Genomic DNA, 19967 nt, shown 5'->3' on the forward strand with positions numbered 1-19967 from the left:
GGCGGAGCCTTGAGCAGGTCAATCAACTCGCTCGTCTGTTTCGCAGACAGGGGCAACGGCGGGACACCCAGCGCGGCGCGCTCGGCTGCATGCTGACGATAAGCTTCAAGCATCGGGGAACTCCTGGAACAAAAGCGTTAAGAGAAACCTGCAAGATCAGGGACACGCACCCCAAGCTCAGGGAACAGTCTTCGGCAAAGGAACCATACGAGCAGCCCGGGCGCTTAGAGTTTTATATGTTTTTAATATAAGTCAATATTTTGCACCATATCAACATGCCCGGCAACCGGGAAACTCGACTCCCAATAGCAAAAAGGAGGCAAACGCCTCCTTTTTGCATACTGATGCCTGGACAGTTCTGTCAAAAACAGCCGGTGACGCTTGCCACCGGCCGTTTCATCACAGCGGCTTAACCTGACGCACCACGTCGATCACGGTGCCATCGCGATAGCGGATCACCCCGACGATCTTGTCGAGGAATTCCACATCGGTCGGTTCGCCCGCGATCGCCACGGAACGTGCATGCAGTTCCTCGATCGTGAACACCGGCAGGCCGGCAGCGCGCAGGCGTTCTTCCACATCCGGACGGTTCGGGTTGACCGCAATCCCATGATCGGTCACCAGCACGCCAATGTTTTCACCCGGCGTTACGCGAGTGGTGACCTTCTTCAGAATCGTCGGCATGCGACTGCGGATCAACGGGCCAACCACGATCGACAGCTTGGCAGCAGCAGCCACATCAGAGTGACCACCGGAAGCACCCATCATCACACCATCCGAACCGGTCACAACGTTGACATTGAAGTCGAGGTCGATTTCCAGCGCGCTCAGAATCACGACGTCCATACGGTCCACGCTCGCGCCCTTTGAGCTCGGGTTGGCGTAGCAGTTGGTCGACACTTCCATGTGATTGCGGTTGACGCGCAACGACTCGGCCGCATCGGCATCGAAGCTTTGGGTATCGATGATCTTGTCGATCAGGCCCTTCTGGTGCAGATCGACGATGTTGCCGGTAATCCCGCCCAGCGCAAAACTGGCAGTGATGCCTTTCTTGCGCATACGGTCTTCGAGGAAGCGGGTCGCGGCCACGGATGAAGCACCGGAACCGGTCTGCAGCGAGAAGCCCTGCTCGAAATAGCCGGAGTGCTCAATCACGTCTGCCGCATAGCGGGCAATCATCAATTCACGCGGGTCGCGAGTCATGCGCGCAGCACCCACACTGATCTTGGAAGGATCGCCGACTTGGTCAACCTTGACGATGTAATCGACTTGGTCTTGGCGGATGCTGGCCGGATTGTTCGGATACGGAACGAAATCTTCAGTCAGCATCACAACGCACTTGGCATACTGGGCATCGACCATGGCATAACCCATCGACCCAAAGCGCGATTTGCCGCTGACGCCATTGGCATTGCCAAACTCGTCACAGCACGAAACACCGAGGAAAGCCACGTCGATGTTGATCTCGCCGCTTTGAATCAGGTGAACACGGCCACCATGCGAATGGATGTTGATCGGGTTTTCCATCAAACCGTTGGAAATGGCTTCAGCCAGCTTGCCGCGCATCCCGGACGTATAGATCTTGGTGATCACGCCGTTCTTGATGTGTTCGATCAGCGGATGGTTGCAGCTCATCAGCGAGGACGGTGCCAGCGTCAGGTTCTTGAAGCCCATCTTGGCCAGCACGCCCACCACCATGTTGATGACCTTATCACCTTCACGGAATCCGTGATGGAAGGAAATCGTGCCGCCATCCTTCAGGCCGGAGCGACGGATCGCGTCTTCCAGAGATTCGACGATCTTGCGTGTGTGCTTGAGATTGTTATCCCGGAGGTACGGGGCTTTCTGGGCAAACTCTTCGAATTTTTCCAGGCCCTTGAGGCAAGGTTCTTCGAACAGCTTCGGATCATTCATGTTGTTCATTCTGTAGCTCTCCCGATTACTTGCGCACGCCCGATGCCTGGGCCTTCTGCAGTACGCGAATCGCGTGGTTGACGATAGGCGCATCGATCATCTTGCCGTTCAGCGAAACGACACCAAGGCCGTCGCGCTCGGCCTGTTCTGCCGCTGCCACCACGCGCTTGGAGTGTTCGACTTCTTCCTCGGTCGGAGCATAGGCGTTGTGCAGCAGATCGATCTGGCGCGGATTGACCAGCGATTTACCGTTGAAGCCCAGTTTCTTGATAAGGTCGACTTCCTTGAGGAAGCCCTCTTCATTGTTGACGTCGCCATACACCACGTCGAAAGCATCAATGCCGGCATAACGGGCGGCGTGCAGAACTGCACAACGCGCATAGAACAATTCAGTACCATCGCCACGCTCGGTCTGCATGTCCATCACGTAGTCGAAACCAGCCAGCGCAATACCAACCATACGCTTGGATGCGGTAGCAATCGCCACGGCATTAATCACGCCGGAGGCCGATTCAACAGCGGCCATCAGCTTGGTGGAACCCACTTCGCGACCACATTCCTTCTCGATACGCTCGACATGCGCTTCCAGCTCATGCACGTCTTCCGGACGATCGGTCTTGGGAAGGCGCACGATATCCACGCCACCACGCACCGCGGCCTCCAGATCCAGCAGGCCATATTCGGTATTGAGTGGGTTAATGCGGACAACGGTTTCGATGTCTTTGTAAGCCGGATTCTGCAGGGCGTGGAATACCAGCAAGCGTGCGCTGTCCTTCTCGCGCAGGGATACGGCATCCTCCAGGTCAAACATGATGGAGTCAGGCTTGTAGATAAAAACGGTGCTCAGCATGGAGGCGTTGGCACCCGGAACAAACAGCATGCTTCGACGCAGTTTCATGACAGACGGCTCCATTCAATCTTGTTACAGTCAGCACCACGCAATACGGCAGCCTGAAGACGTGCGCGAATCGCACAGTCCAGTGCACCCTTGTCATCCACCAGAATCTGGCCCGCGGTTACACCCATTTTTTCGAGCGTTTCGCGTACGACCTTGTTGATCTGTTCACCGAACTGGCGAATCACTTCGCTCTGCACCATGACCTCCAACGTGTCCGTAGGAGAAGGCGCCACCTTGACCAGCAGGTCGCTCGATTCGAGCGTGCCAGCCAGTGCTTCCTTCACGATTTTCATCTTCTAGCCTCCTGTTACACTTTTATGTAAGAACAACAAAAAAACCTGTCACACCTGCTTGACCAGCCCCTCTGCGAACAAATCATGCTGCGGGCATGTATTTATTCTTGAGTAGTGCCAGCGTCGATTCCGGAACCAGTTTAGTCAACGCTTCAAGGTCGCGATCTGCCAGCAGGCGCCGCACCTGCGATGCAGAAACGGGCGTCCCGTCTACTGCGGTCCGAGGTATTTCCACAACAGTAATCGGCGAGCCCCTTGTCGGCTCGGTCTGCAACCATTGTTTCATGTCATCGTTATATTTTCGCGTCGTGGGACAAAAGGGCTCAGTCCCCACAAAGCGATGCGTCACACCCAAAGCCGGCGCGATGTAATTGCGGAACAGAAGCAGATCAATGGCGGTACAACACTCGCCCACCATGCCCTTGTCCTTGAAAAAATAATCAGGAAAAGTCGCACGGGATACCATGTATTGCGACCCCGGATGCAACGTCAAATTGGGAATGCCTTTAACCCCTTCCTGAACCAGCGCGAACCTGTCGCGGTACGAGATGAAAGAAGCATCCTCGGCTACGACGAACAAATGCAACCAATCGCACTGGCTTGCAGCTGTTCTGATCAGGTACTGATGGCCATAGGTAAACGGATTGGCATTAACCACAATTCCGCCAATTTTTTGCCCGTCCTTGCGTAGCCGTGCAAGGCTTTGGCAATAATTCCTGATGCCAAACGGTGTATTTTCCATCAAGGCGCATTGGTCGGAAACTTCGGCCAGAAGATAAAAGCCGCAGCCTTGGAACGCCTCAACGTTGTAAGGTCGAGTAAACAGAAACAGGTGATGGCGGCCCAATTCATACGCGACATGCGCCATTTCCCCCATCAGCCTGAGGCTCAAGGACTCTCCGCGCCAATCTGGAGAAGTCGCCACGCATTTGACAATATTTCCGTCAAGACCGGCACAAGCCGCCAACTGGCCATTCTGTCGACCGACAACAAAAATCTCAACAGTATTTTCAAAATCCAGATCGCACTGAGCCAGAAGTTTGGCTACATCCGCCCGTTCTTGTTCATTCTTGTGCGGGTCAATGATGTAGAAGCTGATTGTATTATCAGTCACGGCGGGCCCTCCTCACGGCTGCCGGCGGCTCTCCCCTCGGGGGAAAAGCCAAGCAATTGCGTACTACGCTTTTTCTCTACCTGCCATCCGGGCTTCTACGCCCTATTACCTTGTTCCGAAAAATATGAGAAGAGCCCCAAACCAAACAAACACGGCGCCCCTTCAGGGCGCCGCGCGTCTTCCACATCACAGGAATCTTCAATAAACTTGGCAACTTCTGCGACTGGTCGCACAAGGGCACCCGCAACAAGACGGCCCAACACAGCCGCAACTTGCCACTTGATCAGAAAAACTCTACACCGATTCGAAACCATAACAACTCGTGACCACAAATCATCCACCGTACCGGCATCCCGGCAGATGGAACTAGTGTCTTTCGCAGCGCCACCCATGTGGCGTGCTTTGCAAGACCTAGATACTACCGGCAATTGAATTGCAATTGTTCCTCCGACACAAAAGCAGAGCGGGAATTTTTATGCCTTTAAAAGTGGGGACAATAAAGCTTTCCCGCGACAAATATTGCAAACGTTATTGAATCGATAAAATCACCCGCGTTTTTCGCTATTGTCAAAAAAACATGTTACTTCCGTTTAACAGGCAACAAAAAAGCCAACCCGCAGGTTGGCTTTTTCATCAAACGTCCAGCAGCAATAATTACTCTGCCGCTTCGACCACTTCTGCTTCTTCAGGGCGGTCAACCAGCTCGACATACGCCATCGGCGCATTGTCACCCTGGCGGAAACCACACTTCAGGATACGCACATAGCCGCCGTTGCGCGCAGCGTAACGCGGGCCCAGCACATCGAACAGCTTCACCACGATCTCACGATCACGGGTGCGGTCAAATGCCAGACGGCGGTTTGCCAGGGAAGGCTTCTTGCCCAAGGTAATCAGAGGCTCTGCCACGCGGCGGAGCTCCTTTGCTTTAGGCAAGGTGGTCTTAATGACTTCATGACGCAGCAAGGCATTGGCCAAGTTGCGCAGCATCGCCAGACGATGGCTCGTCGTGCGATTCAGTTTACGATTGGCAAGACGGTGACGCATTTGTCAGTTCCTTTCTAAACCGGCCGATCAGTGCTTTTCCAAGCCTGCGGGCGGCCAATTTTCGAGGCGCATGCCGAGGGAAAGCCCCTTGGAGGCAAGCACTTCCTTGATTTCATTGAGCGACTTGCGGCCGAGATTCGGAGCCTTGAGAAGCTCGGTTTCCGTGCGCTGGATCAGATCGCCGATGTAGTAGATATTCTCGGCCTTGAGACAGTTCGCAGAGCGTACCGTCAGTTCGAGATCATCAACCGGGCGCAGCAAGATCGGGTCGATCTGCGGTGCCTGCGGCTTCTCTTCCGGCACAGGGGTGCCTTCCAGATCAGCAAAAACGGACAGCTGAGAAATCAGCATGCGCGCTGCCTGACGGACAGCCTCTTCCGGATCAATCACACCATTGGTCTCGACGTCAATAATCAGGCGATCCAGGTCCGTGCGTTGTTCCACACGGGCACTTTCAACTTGATAGCTGACACGATTCACCGGGCTGAACGAAGCGTCCAGAACGATGTTGCCAATGGTGCGGTTCTCATCCTTGGCCAGCCGAGCCGGAGCCGGCTGATAGCCGCGCCCCTTCTCGACCTTGATTTCCATATTGAGTTTGCCACCTGCGGACAGATGAGCAATGACATGATCCGGATTAACAATCTCCACATCATGCGTCAACTGGATATCACCAGCCTTGACCGCGCCCTCGCCTTCCTTGGAAAGCGTAAGCGTGACCGATTCGCGGCCATGCAGCTTGAAAACTACGCCCTTCAGGTTGAGCAGGATATCAACAACATCCTCCTGCACGCCATCTAGGGCAGAGTATTCGTGCACAACGCCATCGATCTTCACTTCAGTCGGGGCATAGCCAGCCATGGACGACAACAGGATCCTGCGCAGGGCATTGCCCAGCGTGTGGCCATAACCGCGCTCGAAGGGCTCCATCACAACTTTGGCATGGGCCGCAGTTACCGCCTGCACATCGATAATGCGCGGCTTGAGCAATTCATTCGCGTTAATTTGCATAGATCAGTATCCCTTGTCCTACTGGATCAGGTTATTACTTGGAGTAGTATTCCACCACCAGCGACTCGTTGATATCGCTGGACAGATCGGAACGCTCCGGCATGTTCTTGAACACGCCCTCCATCTTCTTGGAATCCACCTGCACCCAGCTCGGAAAGCCGATGCCTTCAGCAAGATTCAGCGCTTCCTGAACGCGAACCTGCTTTTTGGCTTTTTCGCGCACGGAAACCACATCACCAGCCTTGACCGAGAAGGAAGGGATATTCACAACACCGCCATTCACCACAATCGCCTTGTGGGAAACCAGCTGACGCGCTTCTGCGCGAGTAGAAGCGAAACCCATGCGATAAACAACGTTATCCAAACGGGATTCGAGAATCTTCAGCAGGTTTTCACCAGTTGAGCCCTTGCGGAGAGAGGCTTCTTCAAAATAACGACGGAACTGACGTTCCAGTACGCCATAAATACGGCGGATTTTTTGCTTCTCGCGCAGGTGCACACCAAAGTCGGAAAGACGAGGGGCCTTGGCGCCATGCTGGCCTGGGGCTTGTTCCAGCTTGCACTTGCTGTCGAGCGAGCGACGAGCGCTCTTGAGAAAAAGATCCGCGCCTTCACGGCGGGCAAGTTTGCACTTGGGTCCAATATAACGAGCCATGAGTTACTCCGGTATCAGATGCGGCGCTTCTTCGGCGGACGACAGCCGTTATGCGGCACAGGCGTCACATCCGAGATGCTGGTAATCTTGAAGCCAAGCGCGTTGAGTGCGCGCACGGCGGACTCACGACCCGGACCGGGACCCTTGATGCGAACTTCGAGGTTCTTCACACCATATTCTTGGGCAACTTTACCAGCAGACTCCGCTGCCACCTGGGCTGCGAAGGGTGTACTTTTCCGAGAGCCCTTGAACCCAGCACCGCCCGAGGTAGCCCAAGACAAAGCATTTCCTTGGCGATCGGTGATGGTGATGATCGTGTTGTTGAAGGATGCATGCACATGCACGATTCCCTCAGACACGCTCTTCTTGACTTTCTTGCGTACACGCACTGTGTTTGCTTTAGCCATTCTATAAAAATCCTTTTAGCTTACTTCTTGCCGGCGATCGGCTTGCGCGGGCCCTTGCGGGTACGTGCATTGGTACGAGTACGCTGTCCGCGAACCGGCAAACCCTTGCGGTGACGGAAGCCACGATAGCAACCAAGGTCCATCAGACGCTTGATGCTCATGGTTACTTCACGGCGCAGGTCCCCTTCGACAGTGTACTTGCCGACTTCGTCGCGCAGTTTGTCGAGCTCAGCATCGCTGAGATCTTTAACCTTCTTTGTCGGCTCGACGGTAGCTGACGCACAAATCGCATAGGCGCGAGTGCGACCAACACCGAAGATAGCCTGAAGGCCGATCACAGTATGCTGATGATTAGGAATGTTAACCCCAGCAATACGGGCCATTCTACTTACCCCAGGTTGAAAAAGTTGCAGATTTTAGCACCAGGCATTGATTTATGCAATCAACCCTGACGCTGCTTGTGCCGCGGATCGGTACAGATCACACGCACCACACGATTGCGGCGGATGATCTTGCAATTGCGGCAGATCTTCTTGACCGATGCCTGAACTCTCATCGTCTTTCCTTTCGATCAAAATTAATTCCGTACCATCACTTGGACCGGAATACGATGCGGGCCTTGGACAGATCATAGGGAGTCAGCTCCACTGTAACCTTATCTCCGGGCAGGATGCGGATATAGTGCATCCGCATCTTTCCGGAAATATGCCCAAGTACCACATGTCCGTTTTCGAGCTTGACCTGAAATGTTGCGTTAGGCAGCGTTTCCAGGACTTCGCCCTGCATCTGGATGACGTCTTCTTTCGCCATAACCTTTTATGCACCCTTGAAGTTGGCTTTCTTCAGCAGGCTTTCGTACTGATGCGACATCACATACGACTGCATTTGCGCCATGAAATCCATCGTCACGACCACAAGAATCAGCAGAGAGGTACCGCCAAAGTAGAACGGGACATTCCACTTGAGGATCAACAACTCAGGAATCAGGCAAATGATCGTAATATAGACCGCACCGACCAGCGTAAGCTTCAGGATCAACTTCTCGATATAGCGTGCAGTATGATCACCTGGACGATAACCCGGGATCATTGCGTTGCTCTTCTTCAAATTGTCAGCTGTTTCTTTCGGATTAAAGACCAACGCCGTATAGAAATAGCAGAAGAAGATAATCGCTGCCGCATAAAGCAGCACATACAGCGGCTGCCCAGGATGCAATTTGTCACCAACAGCCTTAAGCCACGCGAACTTCTCACTGTTCCCCGTCCAAGACAGAACGGTCGCAGGAAACAGAATAATCGACGAAGCAAAAATCGGCGGGATCACCCCTGCCATATTGACCTTCAATGGCAAATGGGTGCTTTGCGCCTGCATGATCTTGTTGCCGACCTGACGCTTGGCATACTGAACCGGCACCTTGCGCTGCCCCCGCTCAATAAATACCACTGCAGCGGTCAACAAAATCACGCCCACAAACAGTCCAAGAACCAGCAGAATCGGCAACTGACCACTATTTGCCAAGCTCAGCGTTTTACCGATTGCCGAGGGCACACCCGCAGCGATACCGGCGCAAATCAGGATCGAGATGCCGTTTCCGACACCGCGCTCGGTGATTTGCTCACCCAGCCACATCAGGAACATGGTGCCAGTCACCAGCGTTACCACGGTCATGATGGCAAACTGCAGTTGAGGCAGAATCACAAGGTTCGGCTGCTTGTACAGCATCATGGCAATACCGAAACTTTGCGCGCCCGCTAGCAGCACAGTCGCATACCGCGTGTACTGGGTGATCTTGCGACGTCCAGCCTCCCCCTCTTTCTTGAGCTGCTTGAGACTGGGCAAAACTTCCGACCCCAGTTGCAAGATGATCGATGCCGAAATGTACGGCATGATGCCGATAGCAAAAACCGTGAACCGCGAAAGCGCGCCACCAGAGAACATGTTGAACATGTTCAGGAGCCCGCTTTGCGACGATTCAAACAGCTTCGCCAGCTCGACCGGATTGATGCCGGGAACCGGAATGTGCGCACCGATACGGTATACGATCAGTGCGCCCACCAGGAACCAGACCCGTTTTTTCAGATCCGCAAATTTGCTGACGGATGCCTGTGCGGGATTAGCCACGTTCCACCTTGTCCAGTTAAGACGCGTTACTCAACGATGCTGCCGCCGGCCGCTTCGATCGCAGCACGAGCACCTTGGGTCAAGGAAAGACCCTTTACGGTGACCGCACGTTCGATCTTGCCGGAGAGCACCACCTTGGCGGCCGTTGCATGCTGGGAAACAATCCCCGCTTGCAGCAGAACCAACAGGTCGATCTCATTGACCGGCAGCAAGTTAATCTCGGAGAGACGCACTTCTGCGGTCTTGCCGCTGCTCAGCGACTTGAAACCACGCTTCGGCAGACGACGGGCCAGCGGCATTTGGCCGCCTTCGAAACCAACCTTGTGGAAGCCGCCAGTACGGGACTTCTGCCCCTTGTGACCGCGACCGCAGGTCTTGCCGAGGCCGGAGCCGATGCCGCGACCCACACGACGCTTGGCATGCTTGGCACCAACGCCGGGTTGCAGAGTATTCAGTTCCATTTAGCCCTCCACCTTCAGCAGGTAGCTGATCTTGTTGATCATGCCACGGTTGGACGGGGTATCGATCACTTCGGAAGTCGAATTGATCTTCTTAAGCCCCAGACCATAAGCACAAGCCTTGTGGCTTTCCAGGCGACCGATCAGGCTCTTGACGAGCGTAACCTTGATTTTCTTCACGTCGCTCATGTTATGCCCCCAAAATATCTTCAACGGTCATGCCGCGCTTGGCTGCAATTTCAGCCGGCGTATTCAGCTTTGCCAAACCATCGAGGGTTGCACGCACAATGTTGTACGGATTGGTCGAGCCGTGGCACTTGGCTGTGATGTTGTGAATACCCATCACTTCAAATACCGCACGCATCGGGCCGCCGGCGATGATACCGGTACCTTCGCGAGCCGGCTGCATGAACACGGTAGTCGCGCCATGCTTGCCGAATACCGTGTGCTGGATTGTGCCGTTCTTCAAGGAAGTCTTGATCATCTTGCGACGAGCCTCTTCCATGGCTTTCTGCACAGCTACCGGCACTTCCTTGGACTTGCCCTTACCCATGCCGACGGCACCATCACCATCACCTACCACGGTCAGTGCAGCAAACCCGAGAATACGACCACCCTTGACGACTTTGGTTACGCGATTAACGCTAACCATCTTCTCCCGAAGGCCGTCACCGCGATCTTCAATTTCGTTCCTGGCCATTTATTTCACTCCAAACTCAATTAGAAGACGAGGCCGGCTTCGCGCGCAGCTTCAGCCACAGCCTTGACGCGGCCATGGTACTTGAAACCGGAGCGATCGAAAGCGACGTTCTCGACACCAGCTGCCTTCGCCTTTTCAGCGATACGCTTGCCTACAACAACCGCAGCTTCAACATTGCTGCCGTTCTTGATCTGGCTACGCACCTCTGCTTCGAGCGTCGAGGCAGATGCCAGCACCTTACCGCCTGTCTCATCGATGATCTGGGCGTAGATGTGGCTATTGGTACGGTGCACCGAGAGGCGCACCATCTTGAGTTCCGCAATCTTGGCGCGGGTTTTGCGCGCACGACGGATACGTTGATTGTTGTCCATTTTTCAGCCTCGATTACTTCTTCTTGGTTTCCTTGATGGTCACCACTTCGTCCGAATAACGCACGCCCTTGCCCTTGTAGGGCTCCGGTGCGCGATATGCACGAATTTCGGCAGCCACTTGACCAAGCCGTTGCTTGTCAGCGCTCTTCAGCACAATTTCGGTTTGCGTCGGTGTTGTCACCTGAACGCCAGCAGGCATCTTGTGAACAACCGGATGCGAAAAGCCGAGCGTCAGATTGAGCGCGTCGCCCTGGGCTTGGGCACGATAGCCCACGCCAACCAGATTGAGTTTGCGCTCAAAGCCCTTGGAAGCACCGGTCACCATGTTGTTGACCAGCGCACGCAGGGTGCCGGACATGGAACGGGATTGCTTGGCAGCCGACTTGGCTGCAAAGGTCACCGCGTTGTTCTCGACCTTTACTTCGACATCGGCGCAGAGCGCTTGGCTCAAAGTGCCGTTCGGCCCCTTGACAGTAATTGCACCAGCTTCGAGCTTAACCTCGACACCAGCCGGGATGGCTACCGGATTCTTAGCTACGCGAGACATTGTTCACCTCATCAAGCTACGAAGCACAGAAGCTCGCCACCCACACCGTGGGAACGTGCCTTGCGGTCAGTCATCACACCCTTGGACGTGGACAAAATCGCCACACCAAGACCATTCATCACCTGCGGGATCTCTGTTGCGCCCTTGTAGACGCGCAGACCCGGCTTGGAGACGCGCTCGATGCGCTCAATAACCGGGCGACCGGCATAGTACTTGAGTTCAATCGAGAGCACCGGCTTCACATCACCGGCGATTGCAAAAGATTCGATATAGCCTTCATCCTTGAGGACCTTGGCGATAGCCACCTTCAGCTTGGAAGACGGCATCTCAACCGCAGCCTTTTCCGCACGCTGAGCGTTACGGATACGGGTCAGCATATCGGCGATAGGATCATGCATTGCCATGTTTCTGTTCTCCTATTACCAGCTAGCCTTGACCACGCCCGGGATTTCACCCTTGAAGGCGAGATCACGCAGCTTGCTACGGCCGAGACCAAATTTGCGGTACACACCACGCGGACGACCGGTCAGCTGGCAACGGTTACGCAGACGCACGGGGCTGGCGTTGCGAGGCAGGGCCTGAAGCTTCAGGCGAGCCTGGAAGCGATCTTCTTCGCTGGCGCTTTGGTCGTTGATGATCGCCATCAGCTTTTCACGCTTGGCAGCGAACTTGGCGACCACAGCGCGGCGCTTTTCATCACGATTGATCAGTGCGAGTTTTGCCATGATTCCACCTTAACTCTTGAACGGGAACTTGAAGGCGGCGAGCAGCGCACGGGCTTCCTCGTCGGTCTTCGCCGTGGTAGTGATCGTGATATTCATCCCGCGCAGCGCATCGATCTTGTCGTACTCGATTTCCGGGAAGATGATTTGTTCACGCACACCCATGTTGTAATTGCCACGACCGTCAAAAGACTTGGCAGAAACACCACGGAAGTCACGAACGCGCGGCAGCGCAATCGTCACCAAACGATCAAGAAATTCGTACATGCGATCACGGCGCAGAGTCACCTTGCAACCAATCGGATAATCATCACGAATCTTGAAGCCAGCAATAGACTTCTTGGCCTTGGTCACAATCGGCTTCTGACCTGCGATCTTCTGCATATCGGAAACTGCATGCTCCATGACCTTCTTGTCAGCAACCGCCTCACCAACACCCATGTTCAAGGTGATTTTCTCGATGCGCGGCACTTCCATCATCGACTTGTAACCAAACTGCTTAACCAGTTCAGGCACAACCGTATCTTTATAAAAATCTTGCAGACGAGCCATCATTCACCCCTTAGCCGCCAACCACTTCGCCGGTGGACTTGAAGACGCGCACTTTCTTGCCGTCCTCTTGCACCTTGAAGCCAACGCGATCGGCCTTGCCGCTCGCCTTGTTGAAAATGGCGACGTTGGAAACGTGAATAGAGAGGGTCTTCTCAACGATGCCACCCTGGATACCACGCATCGGATTGGGCTTGGCGTGTTTTTTAACCACATTCACACCATCCACCACGACACGATCTTCAGCAGGAATCACGCGCAGCACGGTACCGCGCTTGCCCTTATCCTTGCCAGTGATGACGATGACTTCATCGCCCTTGCGAATCTTGTTCATGCGCGCCCTCCTTACAGCACTTCAGGAGCCAAAGACACGATCTTCATAAAGCGCTCGGTACGCAATTCACGCGTCACCGGCCCGAAGATACGAGTGCCAATCGGCTCAAGCTTGTTGTTGAGAAGAACCGCCGCATTGCCGTCGAACTTGATGAGCGAGCCATCTGCACGACGCACACCCTTGGCGGTACGCACGACCACAGCATTGTACACATCACCCTTCTTGACGCGACCACGCGGAGCAGCATCCTTGATGCTGACCTTGATGATATCGCCAACGGATGCATAGCGACGCTTGGAGCCACCCAACACCTTGATGCACATAACTTCACGCGCACCGGTATTGTCAGCAACCTCCAGCCTGGATTGCATTTGAATCATATTAAAAAACCTCCAACTTTATCCGCCATATACTCGCTGACCGAGCTGCCCGGCCAAACCGAGCCCAAAGCGGCTAGTTTTGGATCCCGTAAGGGAAGAAACACCCCAACCCAATGGGCCGAGGATGGAAAAACGGGGATTATACGCACCGTATAACCCCCGCGCAAGCGCTTATCTGAAAAATCAGATAGTGCGAGCCTTTTCGACCAATTCCTTGACCACCCAATTCTTGGTCTTGGACAACGGACGAGTCTCTTCAATCACAACCACGTCGCCTTCGGCGTACTGGTTGTTTTCGTCGTGCGCATGGTACTTGTTGGACTTGCGAACCACCTTGCCGTAGAGCGGGTGCTTGACCAGACGCTCAACCAGTACGGTCACGGTCTTGTCCATCTTGTTGCTGACCACACGACCGGTCAGCGTACGCTTGAGTTTAGATTCAACCATGATTATGCCGCCTTCTTCTCAGCCAGAATGGTACGAACACGCGCAATATCCCTGCGCACACGGCTGATCTCGCTGGGCTTGGCCAGCTGGCCAGACGCATGCTGCATGCGCAGACCAAACTGAGCCTTCAGAAGAGCCGTGAGTTCGCCGTTGAGTTCGGCAACAGATTTTTGACGCAATTCAACTGCTTTCATCATTGCCCCACTTGACGAGTGACAAAGGTGGTAGCGAACGGAAGCTTGGCGGATGCCAAGCGGAACGCTTCGCGCGCCACTTCTTCACCCACACCATCCAGCTCGTACAGAACCTTGCCAGGTTGAATTTCAGCCACGTAGTATTCCGGGCTCCCCTTACCGTTACCCATACGGACCTCGGCCGGCTTCTTTGAAATCGGCTTGTCCGGGAACACACGAATCCATACGCGACCACCGCGCTTGATATGGCGGGTGATGGCGCGGCGAGCCGCTTCGATCTGACGCGCAGTCAGACGGCCACGGCTGGTGGCCTTCAGACCGAATTCGCCGAAGGACACAGCGACGCCACGCGTAGCGATACCGGTGTTGCGACCCTTCTGTTGCTTACGGTACTTGAGTCTAGTTGGCTGCAGCATTGCGTGCCCCCTTCCGTGCTTTACGCTGGGTTTCCGGCACTTCCACCACGGCGCTCTTTTCGCCTGGCTTCACGTCGCCCTTGTAAACCCAAACCTTGATACCAATGATGCCGTAGGTGGTCTTGGCTTCGGAAGTTGCATAATCAACGTCGGCACGCAAGGTGTGCAGCGGCACACGGCCTTCGCGGTACCATTCGGTACGTGCAATTTCGATGCCGTTCAGACGACCCGAAGACATGATCTTGATGCCTTGAGCACCCAGACGCATGGCCGATTGCATGGCACGCTTCATGGCGCGGCGGAACATCACGCGCTTTTCGAGCTGGGATGCAATGCTGTCAGCAATGATCTGCGCATCAATTTCCGGCTTGCGCACTTCTTCGATGTTCACATGCACCGGCACATTGAGGATGCCCTGCAGTTGACGCTTCAGCAGTTCGATATCCTCACCCTTCTTGCCGATCACCACGCCCGGACGAGCGGTATGGATGGTGATCTTGGCATTCTTGGCAGGACGTTCGATAACCACGCGGCTTACTGCGGCATTAGCCAGCTTTTTCTTCAGGTACTCGCGCACCTCAAGATCTTCGTTCAGCATCGTGGAAAAGCTCTTGCTGTTGGCGAACCAACGCGAAGACCAGTTCTTGGTAACGGCGAGACGGAATCCCGTCGGATGAATTTTCTGACCCATGATCGCTCCTTAATCGCCAACTGTCAGGGTGATGTGGCAGGTTTGCTTCTCGATCTTGGCGCCACGACCCTTGGCACGGGCCATGAAACGCTTCAGGGAAGGCCCCTTGTCCACATAGATCACCTTCACCTTGAGGGCGTCGATATCGGCGCCTTCATTGTGTTCGGCGTTGGCAATAGCGGATTCCAGCAGCTTCTTGATCAGAACTGCGCCCTTTTTCGGGCTGAAGGCCAGAATGTTCAATGCCTGCTCAACCGGCTTGCCACGGACGAGGTCAGCGACGAGCCGAGCCTTTTGGGCAGAGAGGCGAGTGTTGCTCAGTACGGCAGATACTTGCATGTCTTCACCTTAGCGCTTGGCTTTTTTGTCCGCGGCATGGCCCTTGAAAGTACGGGTGAGTGCGAACTCGCCCAACTTGTGGCCAACCATGTTTTCATTAACGTAGACCGGCACGTGTTGCTTACCGTTGTGCACGGCAATCGTGAGACCCACGAAATCCGGCAGAACGGTCGAGCGACGCGACCAGGTCTTGATCGGGCGACGGTCGTTGGACGCGCGGGCATTCTCAATCTTCTTGATGAGATGCAGGTCAACGAACGGGCCTTTCTTGATAGAACGTGCCATGTTTCATTACCCCTTATTCGCGTTGCGACGACGCACGATCATGTTGTTGGTGCGCTTGTTGCTGCGGGTACGGAAGCCCTTGGTCGGCTGACCCCACGGCGTTACAGGCACACGACCTTCACCGGTCTTACCTTCACCACCACCATGCGGGTGGTCAACCGGGTTCATCACCACACCGCGAACGGTCGGACGAATACCCAGCCAGCGCTTCGCACCAGCCTTGCCGTAGGAACGCAGGCTGTGCTCTTCGTTACCCACTTCACCAATGGTGGCGCGGCAGTCAACGTGCACCTTGCGAATTTCGCCAGAGCGCAGACGCAACTGGGCGTAAGCACCTTCGCGAGCCAGCAACTGGACAGAAGCGCCAGCGGAACGAGCCAGCTGAGCGCCCTTGCCGGGCTGCATTTCAACGCAGTGGATCGTGGTACCGACCGGAATATTGCGGATCGGCATCGCGCTGCCAACCTTGATCGGCGCATCGGAACCGGAAACCACGGTCATACCGGCTTTCAGGCCCTTCGGAGCGATGATGTAGCTGCGTTCGCCATCGGCGTAGCACAGCAACGCGATATTGGCGGTACGGTTCGGGTCATATTCCAGGCGCTCTACCTTGGCAACCACTCCGTCCTTGTTGCGACGGAAGTCGATCACACGATAGTGCTGCTTGTGACCACCACCCTTGTGACGGGTAGTGATGTGACCATTGTTGTTGCGGCCGGCGTGCTTGGACTGGCTTTCCAGCAGAGCTGCATGGGGCGCACCCTTGTGCAGATCCGGGTTAACCACCTTGACGACGGCGCGGCGACCAGGCGATGTCGGCTTAACTTTTACCAATGCCATGATTCAGTCTCCTTATTGCGCGGCCGTAAGGTCAATTTCCTGACCCGGCACGAGGCTGATATAGGCCTTCTTCCAGCCCTTGCGGGTACCGGAGAAGCGACCAAAGCGCTTGGTCTTGCCCTTGACGTTCAGGACCTGAACACCCTCAACCTTGACCTTGAAAAGCAGTTCGATTGCCGCCTTGATTTCAGCCTTGGTGGCATCCTTCACGACACGGAACACGATCTGCTCGTTCTTTTCGCCTGCAAACGTTGCCTTTTCGGAAACGACCGGTGCCAACAGCACCTGCAGCAGACGGTTTTCAGCGAATTGCGTCATGCGTACATCTCCTCAAAAGCTTGCAGGGCTTCGCGGGTCAGCACCACTTTCTTGAAGCGAACCAGACTCACCGGATCAGCCTGGGAAGGCTCAAGCACGAGCACACCCGGCAGATTACGGGAAGCGAGATACAGGTTCTCGTCCAGTTCCTTGGTGATGATCAGCGCGTTATCCAGCTTCAGACCGGCGAGCTTTTCAGCAAACGCCTTGGTCTTCGGGGTCTCGAGAGCAAAACCATCCACAACCACGAGGCGCTCTTCACGCACCAGCTGCGACAGAATGGTCGCAATACCGGCACGGAACATCTTGCGGTTCACCTTCTGGGTGAAGTTTTCATCCGGAGAAGACGGGAAGGTCTTACCACCACCACGCCACAGCGGCGAGGAAGCCATACCGGCACGAGCATTACCCGTGCCCTTCTGACGGAACGGCTTCTTGGTGGAGCGAGCGATTTCGCTACGACCTTTCTGAGCACGATTACCACTGCGCGCATTGGCGAGGTAGGCGGTCACCAACTGGTGAACCAGCGCCTCGTTGAAGTCACGCGCGAACAGGGCATCGGATGCGGCAACAGCGGCTTGCGCTTCGCCTTGAGCATTGATGACTTTCAGTTCCATTACGCACCTGCCTTCACTGCGGGACGCACGATCACATCATTACCCTTGCAGCCCGGGACAGCGCCCTTGACCAGCAACAGTTGACGCTCGGCATCGACACGGACGATTTCCAAGTTCTGGGTCGTGCGCTTGGCATTACCCATGTGACCCGGCATGCGCTTGCCCGGAAGCACGCGACCCGGATCCTGCGCCTGACCAATGGAACCAGGCACATTGTGCGAACGGGAGTTACCGTGAGTAGCACGGTTGGAACTGAAGTTATGGCGCTTGATAGCACCGGCAAAACCCTTACCCTGGGAAGTACCGGTTACATCCACCAACTGACCAACGGAGAAAATTTCAACCGACAGCGTATCACCAGCCTTCAATTCAGCCAGCTTCTCCGCAGTCACATCGAACTCAACAAGAGCAAGACCAGCCTCAACACCTGCCTTGGCAAAGTGTCCGGCTTCAGCCTTGTTCACCCGATTGGCCTTCTTTGCACCGAAAGTAACCTGAACAGCCGTATAGCCATCAGTTTCCGATGTCTTGATTTGCGTGACGCGATTGGCAGACATATCCAGCACAGTCACCGGAACGGAAGCGCCGTCCTCAGCAAATACGCGGGTCATGCCGACCTTGCGACCGACAAGTCCTAAGCTCATAGTTATTCCCTTTTTCAGGGCCAGCTACGATTGGCTGGCTATGATCCATAAAAAATACACGGGCTTACCGCTCAAAAACGGTAAGCCCGCGATACTACTACAAACTTCAGGATATCCGCAAGTACTAAAACACCTGCGACACCTTCAGATTTATTGCAGCTTGATTTCGACGTCCACGCCAGCCGGAAGATCCAGCTTCATCAGCGCATCAACAGTCTTGTCGGTCGGGTCGACAATATCCATCAGGCGCAGATGCGTACGGATTTCAAACTGGTCACGCGACGTCTTGTTGACGTGCGGCGAACGCAGAATGTCGAAGCGTTCGATCTTGGTCGGCAGGGGAACCGGCCCCTTGACGACAGCGCCCGTACGCTTGGCGGTTTCGACGATTTCCTGAGCGGAACGGTCGATCAGAGCGTAGTCAAACGCTTTCAGACGAATGCGGATTTTCTGGTTTTGCATTTGGATTCCCCAGATTACTCGATGATCTTGGCAACCACACCGGCGCCGACGGTACGGCCACCTTCGCGGATGGCGAAGCGCAGGCCTTGTTCCATGGCGATCGGGCAGATCAGCGATACGGTCACTTCAACGTTGTCGCCCGGCATCACCATTTCGGTACCGGCCGGCAGTTCAACAGAACCGGTCACGTCAGTGGTACGGAAGTAGAACTGCGGACGATAGCCGTTGAAGAACGGGGTGTGACGACCACCTTCATCCTTGGACAGCACGTACACGGAACCCGTGAACTTGGTGTGCGGGGTGATGGAACCCGGCTTGGCCAGAACCTGGCCGCGCTCGACGTCTTCACGCTTGGTGCCACGCAGCAGGGCGCCGATGTTGTCGCCAGCCTGACCCTGGTCGAGCAGCTTGCGGAACATTTCCACGCCGGTACAGGTGGTCTTCTGGGTCGCACGGATACCGACGATTTCGATTTCTTCGCCGACCTTGATGATGCCGCGCTCAACGCGACCGGTCACCACGGTACCACGACCGGAGATGGAGAAGACATCTTCCACCGGCATCAGGAAAGCGCCGTCAATCGCACGTTCCGGTTCCGGGATGTAGGAATCGAGTGCTTCGGCCAGACGGAAGATGGCCGGTTCGCCGAGTTCGGACTGGTCGCCTTCGAGGGCCAGCTTGGCAGAACCCTTGATGATCGGGGTGTCGTCGCCCGGGAAGTCGTACTTGGACAACAGTTCGCGAACTTCCATTTCGACGAGTTCGAGCAGCTCTTCGTCGTCAACCATGTCGCACTTGTTCAGGAACACGATGATGTACGGAACGCCAACTTGGCGGGCCAGCAGGATGTGTTCGCGGGTTTGCGGCATGGGGCCGTCAGCGGCGGAACAGACCAGGATAGCGCCATCCATCTGGGCAGCACCGGTAATCATGTTCTTCACGTAGTCAGCGTGGCCCGGGCAATCAACGTGGGCGTAGTGACGGTTGGCGGTTTCGTATTCGACGTGCGCGGTGTTGATGGTAATACCGCGGGCCTTTTCTTCCGGCGCAGCATCAATCTGGTCGTACGCCTTGGCTTCGCCACCGAACTTCTTCGACAGGATCGTGGTGATCGCTGCGGTCAGCGTGGTCTTGCCGTGGTCAACGTGACCAATCGTGCCTACGTTTACGTGCGGCTTTGTCCGCGTGAATTTTTC

35 protein-coding genes are annotated in these 19967 nt (G+C 55.2%); all 35 read right to left on the bottom strand.

The window, feature by feature from the left end:
- Positions 1-113: aconitate B (locus BMZ36_RS14895; protein ID WP_218142738.1), on the bottom strand; the 113-nt coding region annotated here is incomplete at its 3' end.
- A gap of 286 nt (positions 114-399) precedes the next feature.
- Positions 400-1923, bottom strand: coding sequence for a citrate lyase subunit alpha (gene citF / locus BMZ36_RS13620; RefSeq protein ID WP_245747956.1), 1524 nt, complete (start codon positions 1921-1923; stop codon positions 400-402).
- A gap of 16 nt (positions 1924-1939) precedes the next feature.
- A complete protein-coding gene (citE, locus tag BMZ36_RS13625; protein WP_177187896.1) occupies positions 1940-2812 on the bottom strand; it encodes a citrate (pro-3S)-lyase subunit beta in 873 nt (290 codons plus the stop codon).
- A complete protein-coding gene (citD, locus tag BMZ36_RS13630) occupies positions 2809-3105 on the bottom strand; it encodes a citrate lyase acyl carrier protein (protein ID WP_091198070.1) in 297 nt (98 codons plus the stop codon). Before citD ends, citE begins: the two co-directional genes overlap by 4 nt.
- Before the next feature lie 82 nt (positions 3106-3187).
- Complete coding sequence (citC, locus tag BMZ36_RS13635; protein WP_091198073.1) at positions 3188-4219, bottom strand: [citrate (pro-3S)-lyase] ligase; 1032 nt, start codon at positions 4217-4219, stop codon at positions 3188-3190.
- Positions 4220-4873: 654 nt separating this feature from the next.
- Positions 4874-5263 carry a 50S ribosomal protein L17 gene (rplQ, locus tag BMZ36_RS13640; protein WP_091198076.1) on the bottom strand — a complete coding sequence of 130 codons (390 nt, stop codon included), beginning with the start codon at positions 5261-5263 and terminating at the stop codon, positions 4874-4876.
- A 27-nt stretch (positions 5264-5290) separates the two neighbouring features.
- The gene (locus BMZ36_RS13645) at positions 5291-6274 is read right to left on the bottom strand and encodes a DNA-directed RNA polymerase subunit alpha (RefSeq protein ID WP_091198081.1); all 984 of its coding nucleotides are present in this window, start codon (positions 6272-6274) and stop codon (positions 5291-5293) included.
- A 34-nt stretch (positions 6275-6308) separates the two neighbouring features.
- Positions 6309-6929 (bottom strand): 30S ribosomal protein S4, encoded by a 621-nt coding sequence (rpsD, locus tag BMZ36_RS13650; RefSeq protein ID WP_091198084.1) that lies wholly within the window; start codon positions 6927-6929, stop codon positions 6309-6311.
- A 14-nt stretch (positions 6930-6943) separates the two neighbouring features.
- The gene (gene rpsK / locus BMZ36_RS13655; protein WP_091198090.1) at positions 6944-7336 is read right to left on the bottom strand and encodes a 30S ribosomal protein S11; all 393 of its coding nucleotides are present in this window, start codon (positions 7334-7336) and stop codon (positions 6944-6946) included.
- Positions 7337-7356: 20 nt separating this feature from the next.
- Positions 7357-7719, bottom strand: a complete 363-nt coding sequence (gene rpsM / locus BMZ36_RS13660; RefSeq protein ID WP_091198093.1) for a 30S ribosomal protein S13 — start codon at positions 7717-7719, stop codon at positions 7357-7359.
- 59 nt (positions 7720-7778) lie between these two features.
- On the bottom strand, positions 7779-7892 hold the full coding sequence (rpmJ, locus tag BMZ36_RS13665) for a 50S ribosomal protein L36 (RefSeq protein ID WP_018748524.1): 114 nt from the start codon (positions 7890-7892) through the stop codon (positions 7779-7781).
- A 35-nt stretch (positions 7893-7927) separates the two neighbouring features.
- On the bottom strand, positions 7928-8146 hold the full coding sequence (gene infA, locus BMZ36_RS13670) for a translation initiation factor IF-1 (RefSeq protein ID WP_091198097.1): 219 nt from the start codon (positions 8144-8146) through the stop codon (positions 7928-7930).
- 6 nt (positions 8147-8152) lie between these two features.
- Positions 8153-9457, bottom strand: a complete 1305-nt coding sequence (gene secY / locus BMZ36_RS13675) for a preprotein translocase subunit SecY (RefSeq protein ID WP_091198100.1) — start codon at positions 9455-9457, stop codon at positions 8153-8155.
- Positions 9458-9483: 26 nt separating this feature from the next.
- Positions 9484-9918, bottom strand: a complete 435-nt coding sequence (rplO, locus tag BMZ36_RS13680; protein ID WP_091198103.1) for a 50S ribosomal protein L15 — start codon at positions 9916-9918, stop codon at positions 9484-9486.
- On the bottom strand, positions 9919-10104 hold the full coding sequence (gene rpmD, locus BMZ36_RS13685; RefSeq protein WP_091198105.1) for a 50S ribosomal protein L30: 186 nt from the start codon (positions 10102-10104) through the stop codon (positions 9919-9921).
- Position 10105: 1 nt separating this feature from the next.
- Positions 10106-10615: a 30S ribosomal protein S5 gene (gene rpsE / locus BMZ36_RS13690; protein ID WP_091198108.1), complete on the bottom strand. Its 510-nt coding sequence runs from the start codon at positions 10613-10615 to the stop codon at positions 10106-10108.
- Positions 10616-10635: 20 nt separating this feature from the next.
- A complete protein-coding gene (rplR, locus tag BMZ36_RS13695; protein WP_091198111.1) occupies positions 10636-10986 on the bottom strand; it encodes a 50S ribosomal protein L18 in 351 nt (116 codons plus the stop codon).
- A 13-nt stretch (positions 10987-10999) separates the two neighbouring features.
- The gene (gene rplF, locus BMZ36_RS13700) at positions 11000-11533 is read right to left on the bottom strand and encodes a 50S ribosomal protein L6 (RefSeq protein ID WP_091198114.1); all 534 of its coding nucleotides are present in this window, start codon (positions 11531-11533) and stop codon (positions 11000-11002) included.
- A gap of 11 nt (positions 11534-11544) precedes the next feature.
- Positions 11545-11937 (bottom strand): 30S ribosomal protein S8, encoded by a 393-nt coding sequence (gene rpsH / locus BMZ36_RS13705; protein WP_091198117.1) that lies wholly within the window; start codon positions 11935-11937, stop codon positions 11545-11547.
- 15 nt (positions 11938-11952) lie between these two features.
- Entirely contained in the window at positions 11953-12258 is a 306-nt protein-coding gene (rpsN, locus tag BMZ36_RS13710) for a 30S ribosomal protein S14 (protein ID WP_091198121.1), read from the bottom strand.
- A 9-nt stretch (positions 12259-12267) separates the two neighbouring features.
- Positions 12268-12807, bottom strand: a complete 540-nt coding sequence (gene rplE / locus BMZ36_RS13715; RefSeq protein WP_091198176.1) for a 50S ribosomal protein L5 — start codon at positions 12805-12807, stop codon at positions 12268-12270.
- 10 nt (positions 12808-12817) lie between these two features.
- A complete protein-coding gene (rplX, locus tag BMZ36_RS13720) occupies positions 12818-13138 on the bottom strand; it encodes a 50S ribosomal protein L24 (protein WP_091198125.1) in 321 nt (106 codons plus the stop codon).
- A gap of 11 nt (positions 13139-13149) precedes the next feature.
- The gene (gene rplN, locus BMZ36_RS13725; protein WP_091198130.1) at positions 13150-13518 is read right to left on the bottom strand and encodes a 50S ribosomal protein L14; all 369 of its coding nucleotides are present in this window, start codon (positions 13516-13518) and stop codon (positions 13150-13152) included.
- A 183-nt stretch (positions 13519-13701) separates the two neighbouring features.
- Positions 13702-13965 carry a 30S ribosomal protein S17 gene (rpsQ, locus tag BMZ36_RS13730; protein WP_091198133.1) on the bottom strand — a complete coding sequence of 88 codons (264 nt, stop codon included), beginning with the start codon at positions 13963-13965 and terminating at the stop codon, positions 13702-13704.
- Positions 13966-13967: 2 nt separating this feature from the next.
- Positions 13968-14159 carry a 50S ribosomal protein L29 gene (gene rpmC, locus BMZ36_RS13735; protein WP_091198137.1) on the bottom strand — a complete coding sequence of 64 codons (192 nt, stop codon included), beginning with the start codon at positions 14157-14159 and terminating at the stop codon, positions 13968-13970.
- Positions 14159-14575, bottom strand: a complete 417-nt coding sequence (rplP, locus tag BMZ36_RS13740) for a 50S ribosomal protein L16 (protein ID WP_091198140.1) — start codon at positions 14573-14575, stop codon at positions 14159-14161. Before rplP ends, rpmC begins: the two co-directional genes overlap by 1 nt.
- The gene (rpsC, locus tag BMZ36_RS13745; RefSeq protein WP_091198143.1) at positions 14559-15266 is read right to left on the bottom strand and encodes a 30S ribosomal protein S3; all 708 of its coding nucleotides are present in this window, start codon (positions 15264-15266) and stop codon (positions 14559-14561) included. Before rpsC ends, rplP begins: the two co-directional genes overlap by 17 nt.
- A gap of 9 nt (positions 15267-15275) precedes the next feature.
- Positions 15276-15605, bottom strand: coding sequence for a 50S ribosomal protein L22 (gene rplV / locus BMZ36_RS13750; RefSeq protein ID WP_091198146.1), 330 nt, complete (start codon positions 15603-15605; stop codon positions 15276-15278).
- Between the two features lie 9 nt (positions 15606-15614).
- Positions 15615-15890: a 30S ribosomal protein S19 gene (rpsS, locus tag BMZ36_RS13755; protein WP_091198149.1), complete on the bottom strand. Its 276-nt coding sequence runs from the start codon at positions 15888-15890 to the stop codon at positions 15615-15617.
- Positions 15891-15896: 6 nt separating this feature from the next.
- Complete coding sequence (gene rplB, locus BMZ36_RS13760; protein ID WP_091198152.1) at positions 15897-16730, bottom strand: 50S ribosomal protein L2; 834 nt, start codon at positions 16728-16730, stop codon at positions 15897-15899.
- 12 nt (positions 16731-16742) lie between these two features.
- Entirely contained in the window at positions 16743-17048 is a 306-nt protein-coding gene (gene rplW / locus BMZ36_RS13765) for a 50S ribosomal protein L23 (RefSeq protein WP_091198154.1), read from the bottom strand.
- On the bottom strand, positions 17045-17665 hold the full coding sequence (rplD, locus tag BMZ36_RS13770; RefSeq protein WP_091198157.1) for a 50S ribosomal protein L4: 621 nt from the start codon (positions 17663-17665) through the stop codon (positions 17045-17047). Before rplD ends, rplW begins: the two co-directional genes overlap by 4 nt.
- Complete coding sequence (rplC, locus tag BMZ36_RS13775) at positions 17665-18309, bottom strand: 50S ribosomal protein L3 (RefSeq protein ID WP_091198161.1); 645 nt, start codon at positions 18307-18309, stop codon at positions 17665-17667. The genes rplD and rplC overlap by 1 nt, the downstream gene beginning before the upstream one ends.
- 150 nt (positions 18310-18459) lie before the next feature.
- A complete protein-coding gene (rpsJ, locus tag BMZ36_RS13780) occupies positions 18460-18771 on the bottom strand; it encodes a 30S ribosomal protein S10 (RefSeq protein ID WP_091198164.1) in 312 nt (103 codons plus the stop codon).
- Positions 18772-18785: 14 nt separating this feature from the next.
- The coding region (gene tuf / locus BMZ36_RS13785) for an elongation factor Tu (RefSeq protein WP_091198168.1) at positions 18786-19967 on the bottom strand (1182 nt) is incomplete at its 5' end.

The organism is Formivibrio citricus, assembly GCF_900115065.1.
GTDB lineage: Bacteria > Pseudomonadota > Gammaproteobacteria > Burkholderiales > Chitinibacteraceae > Formivibrio > Formivibrio citricus.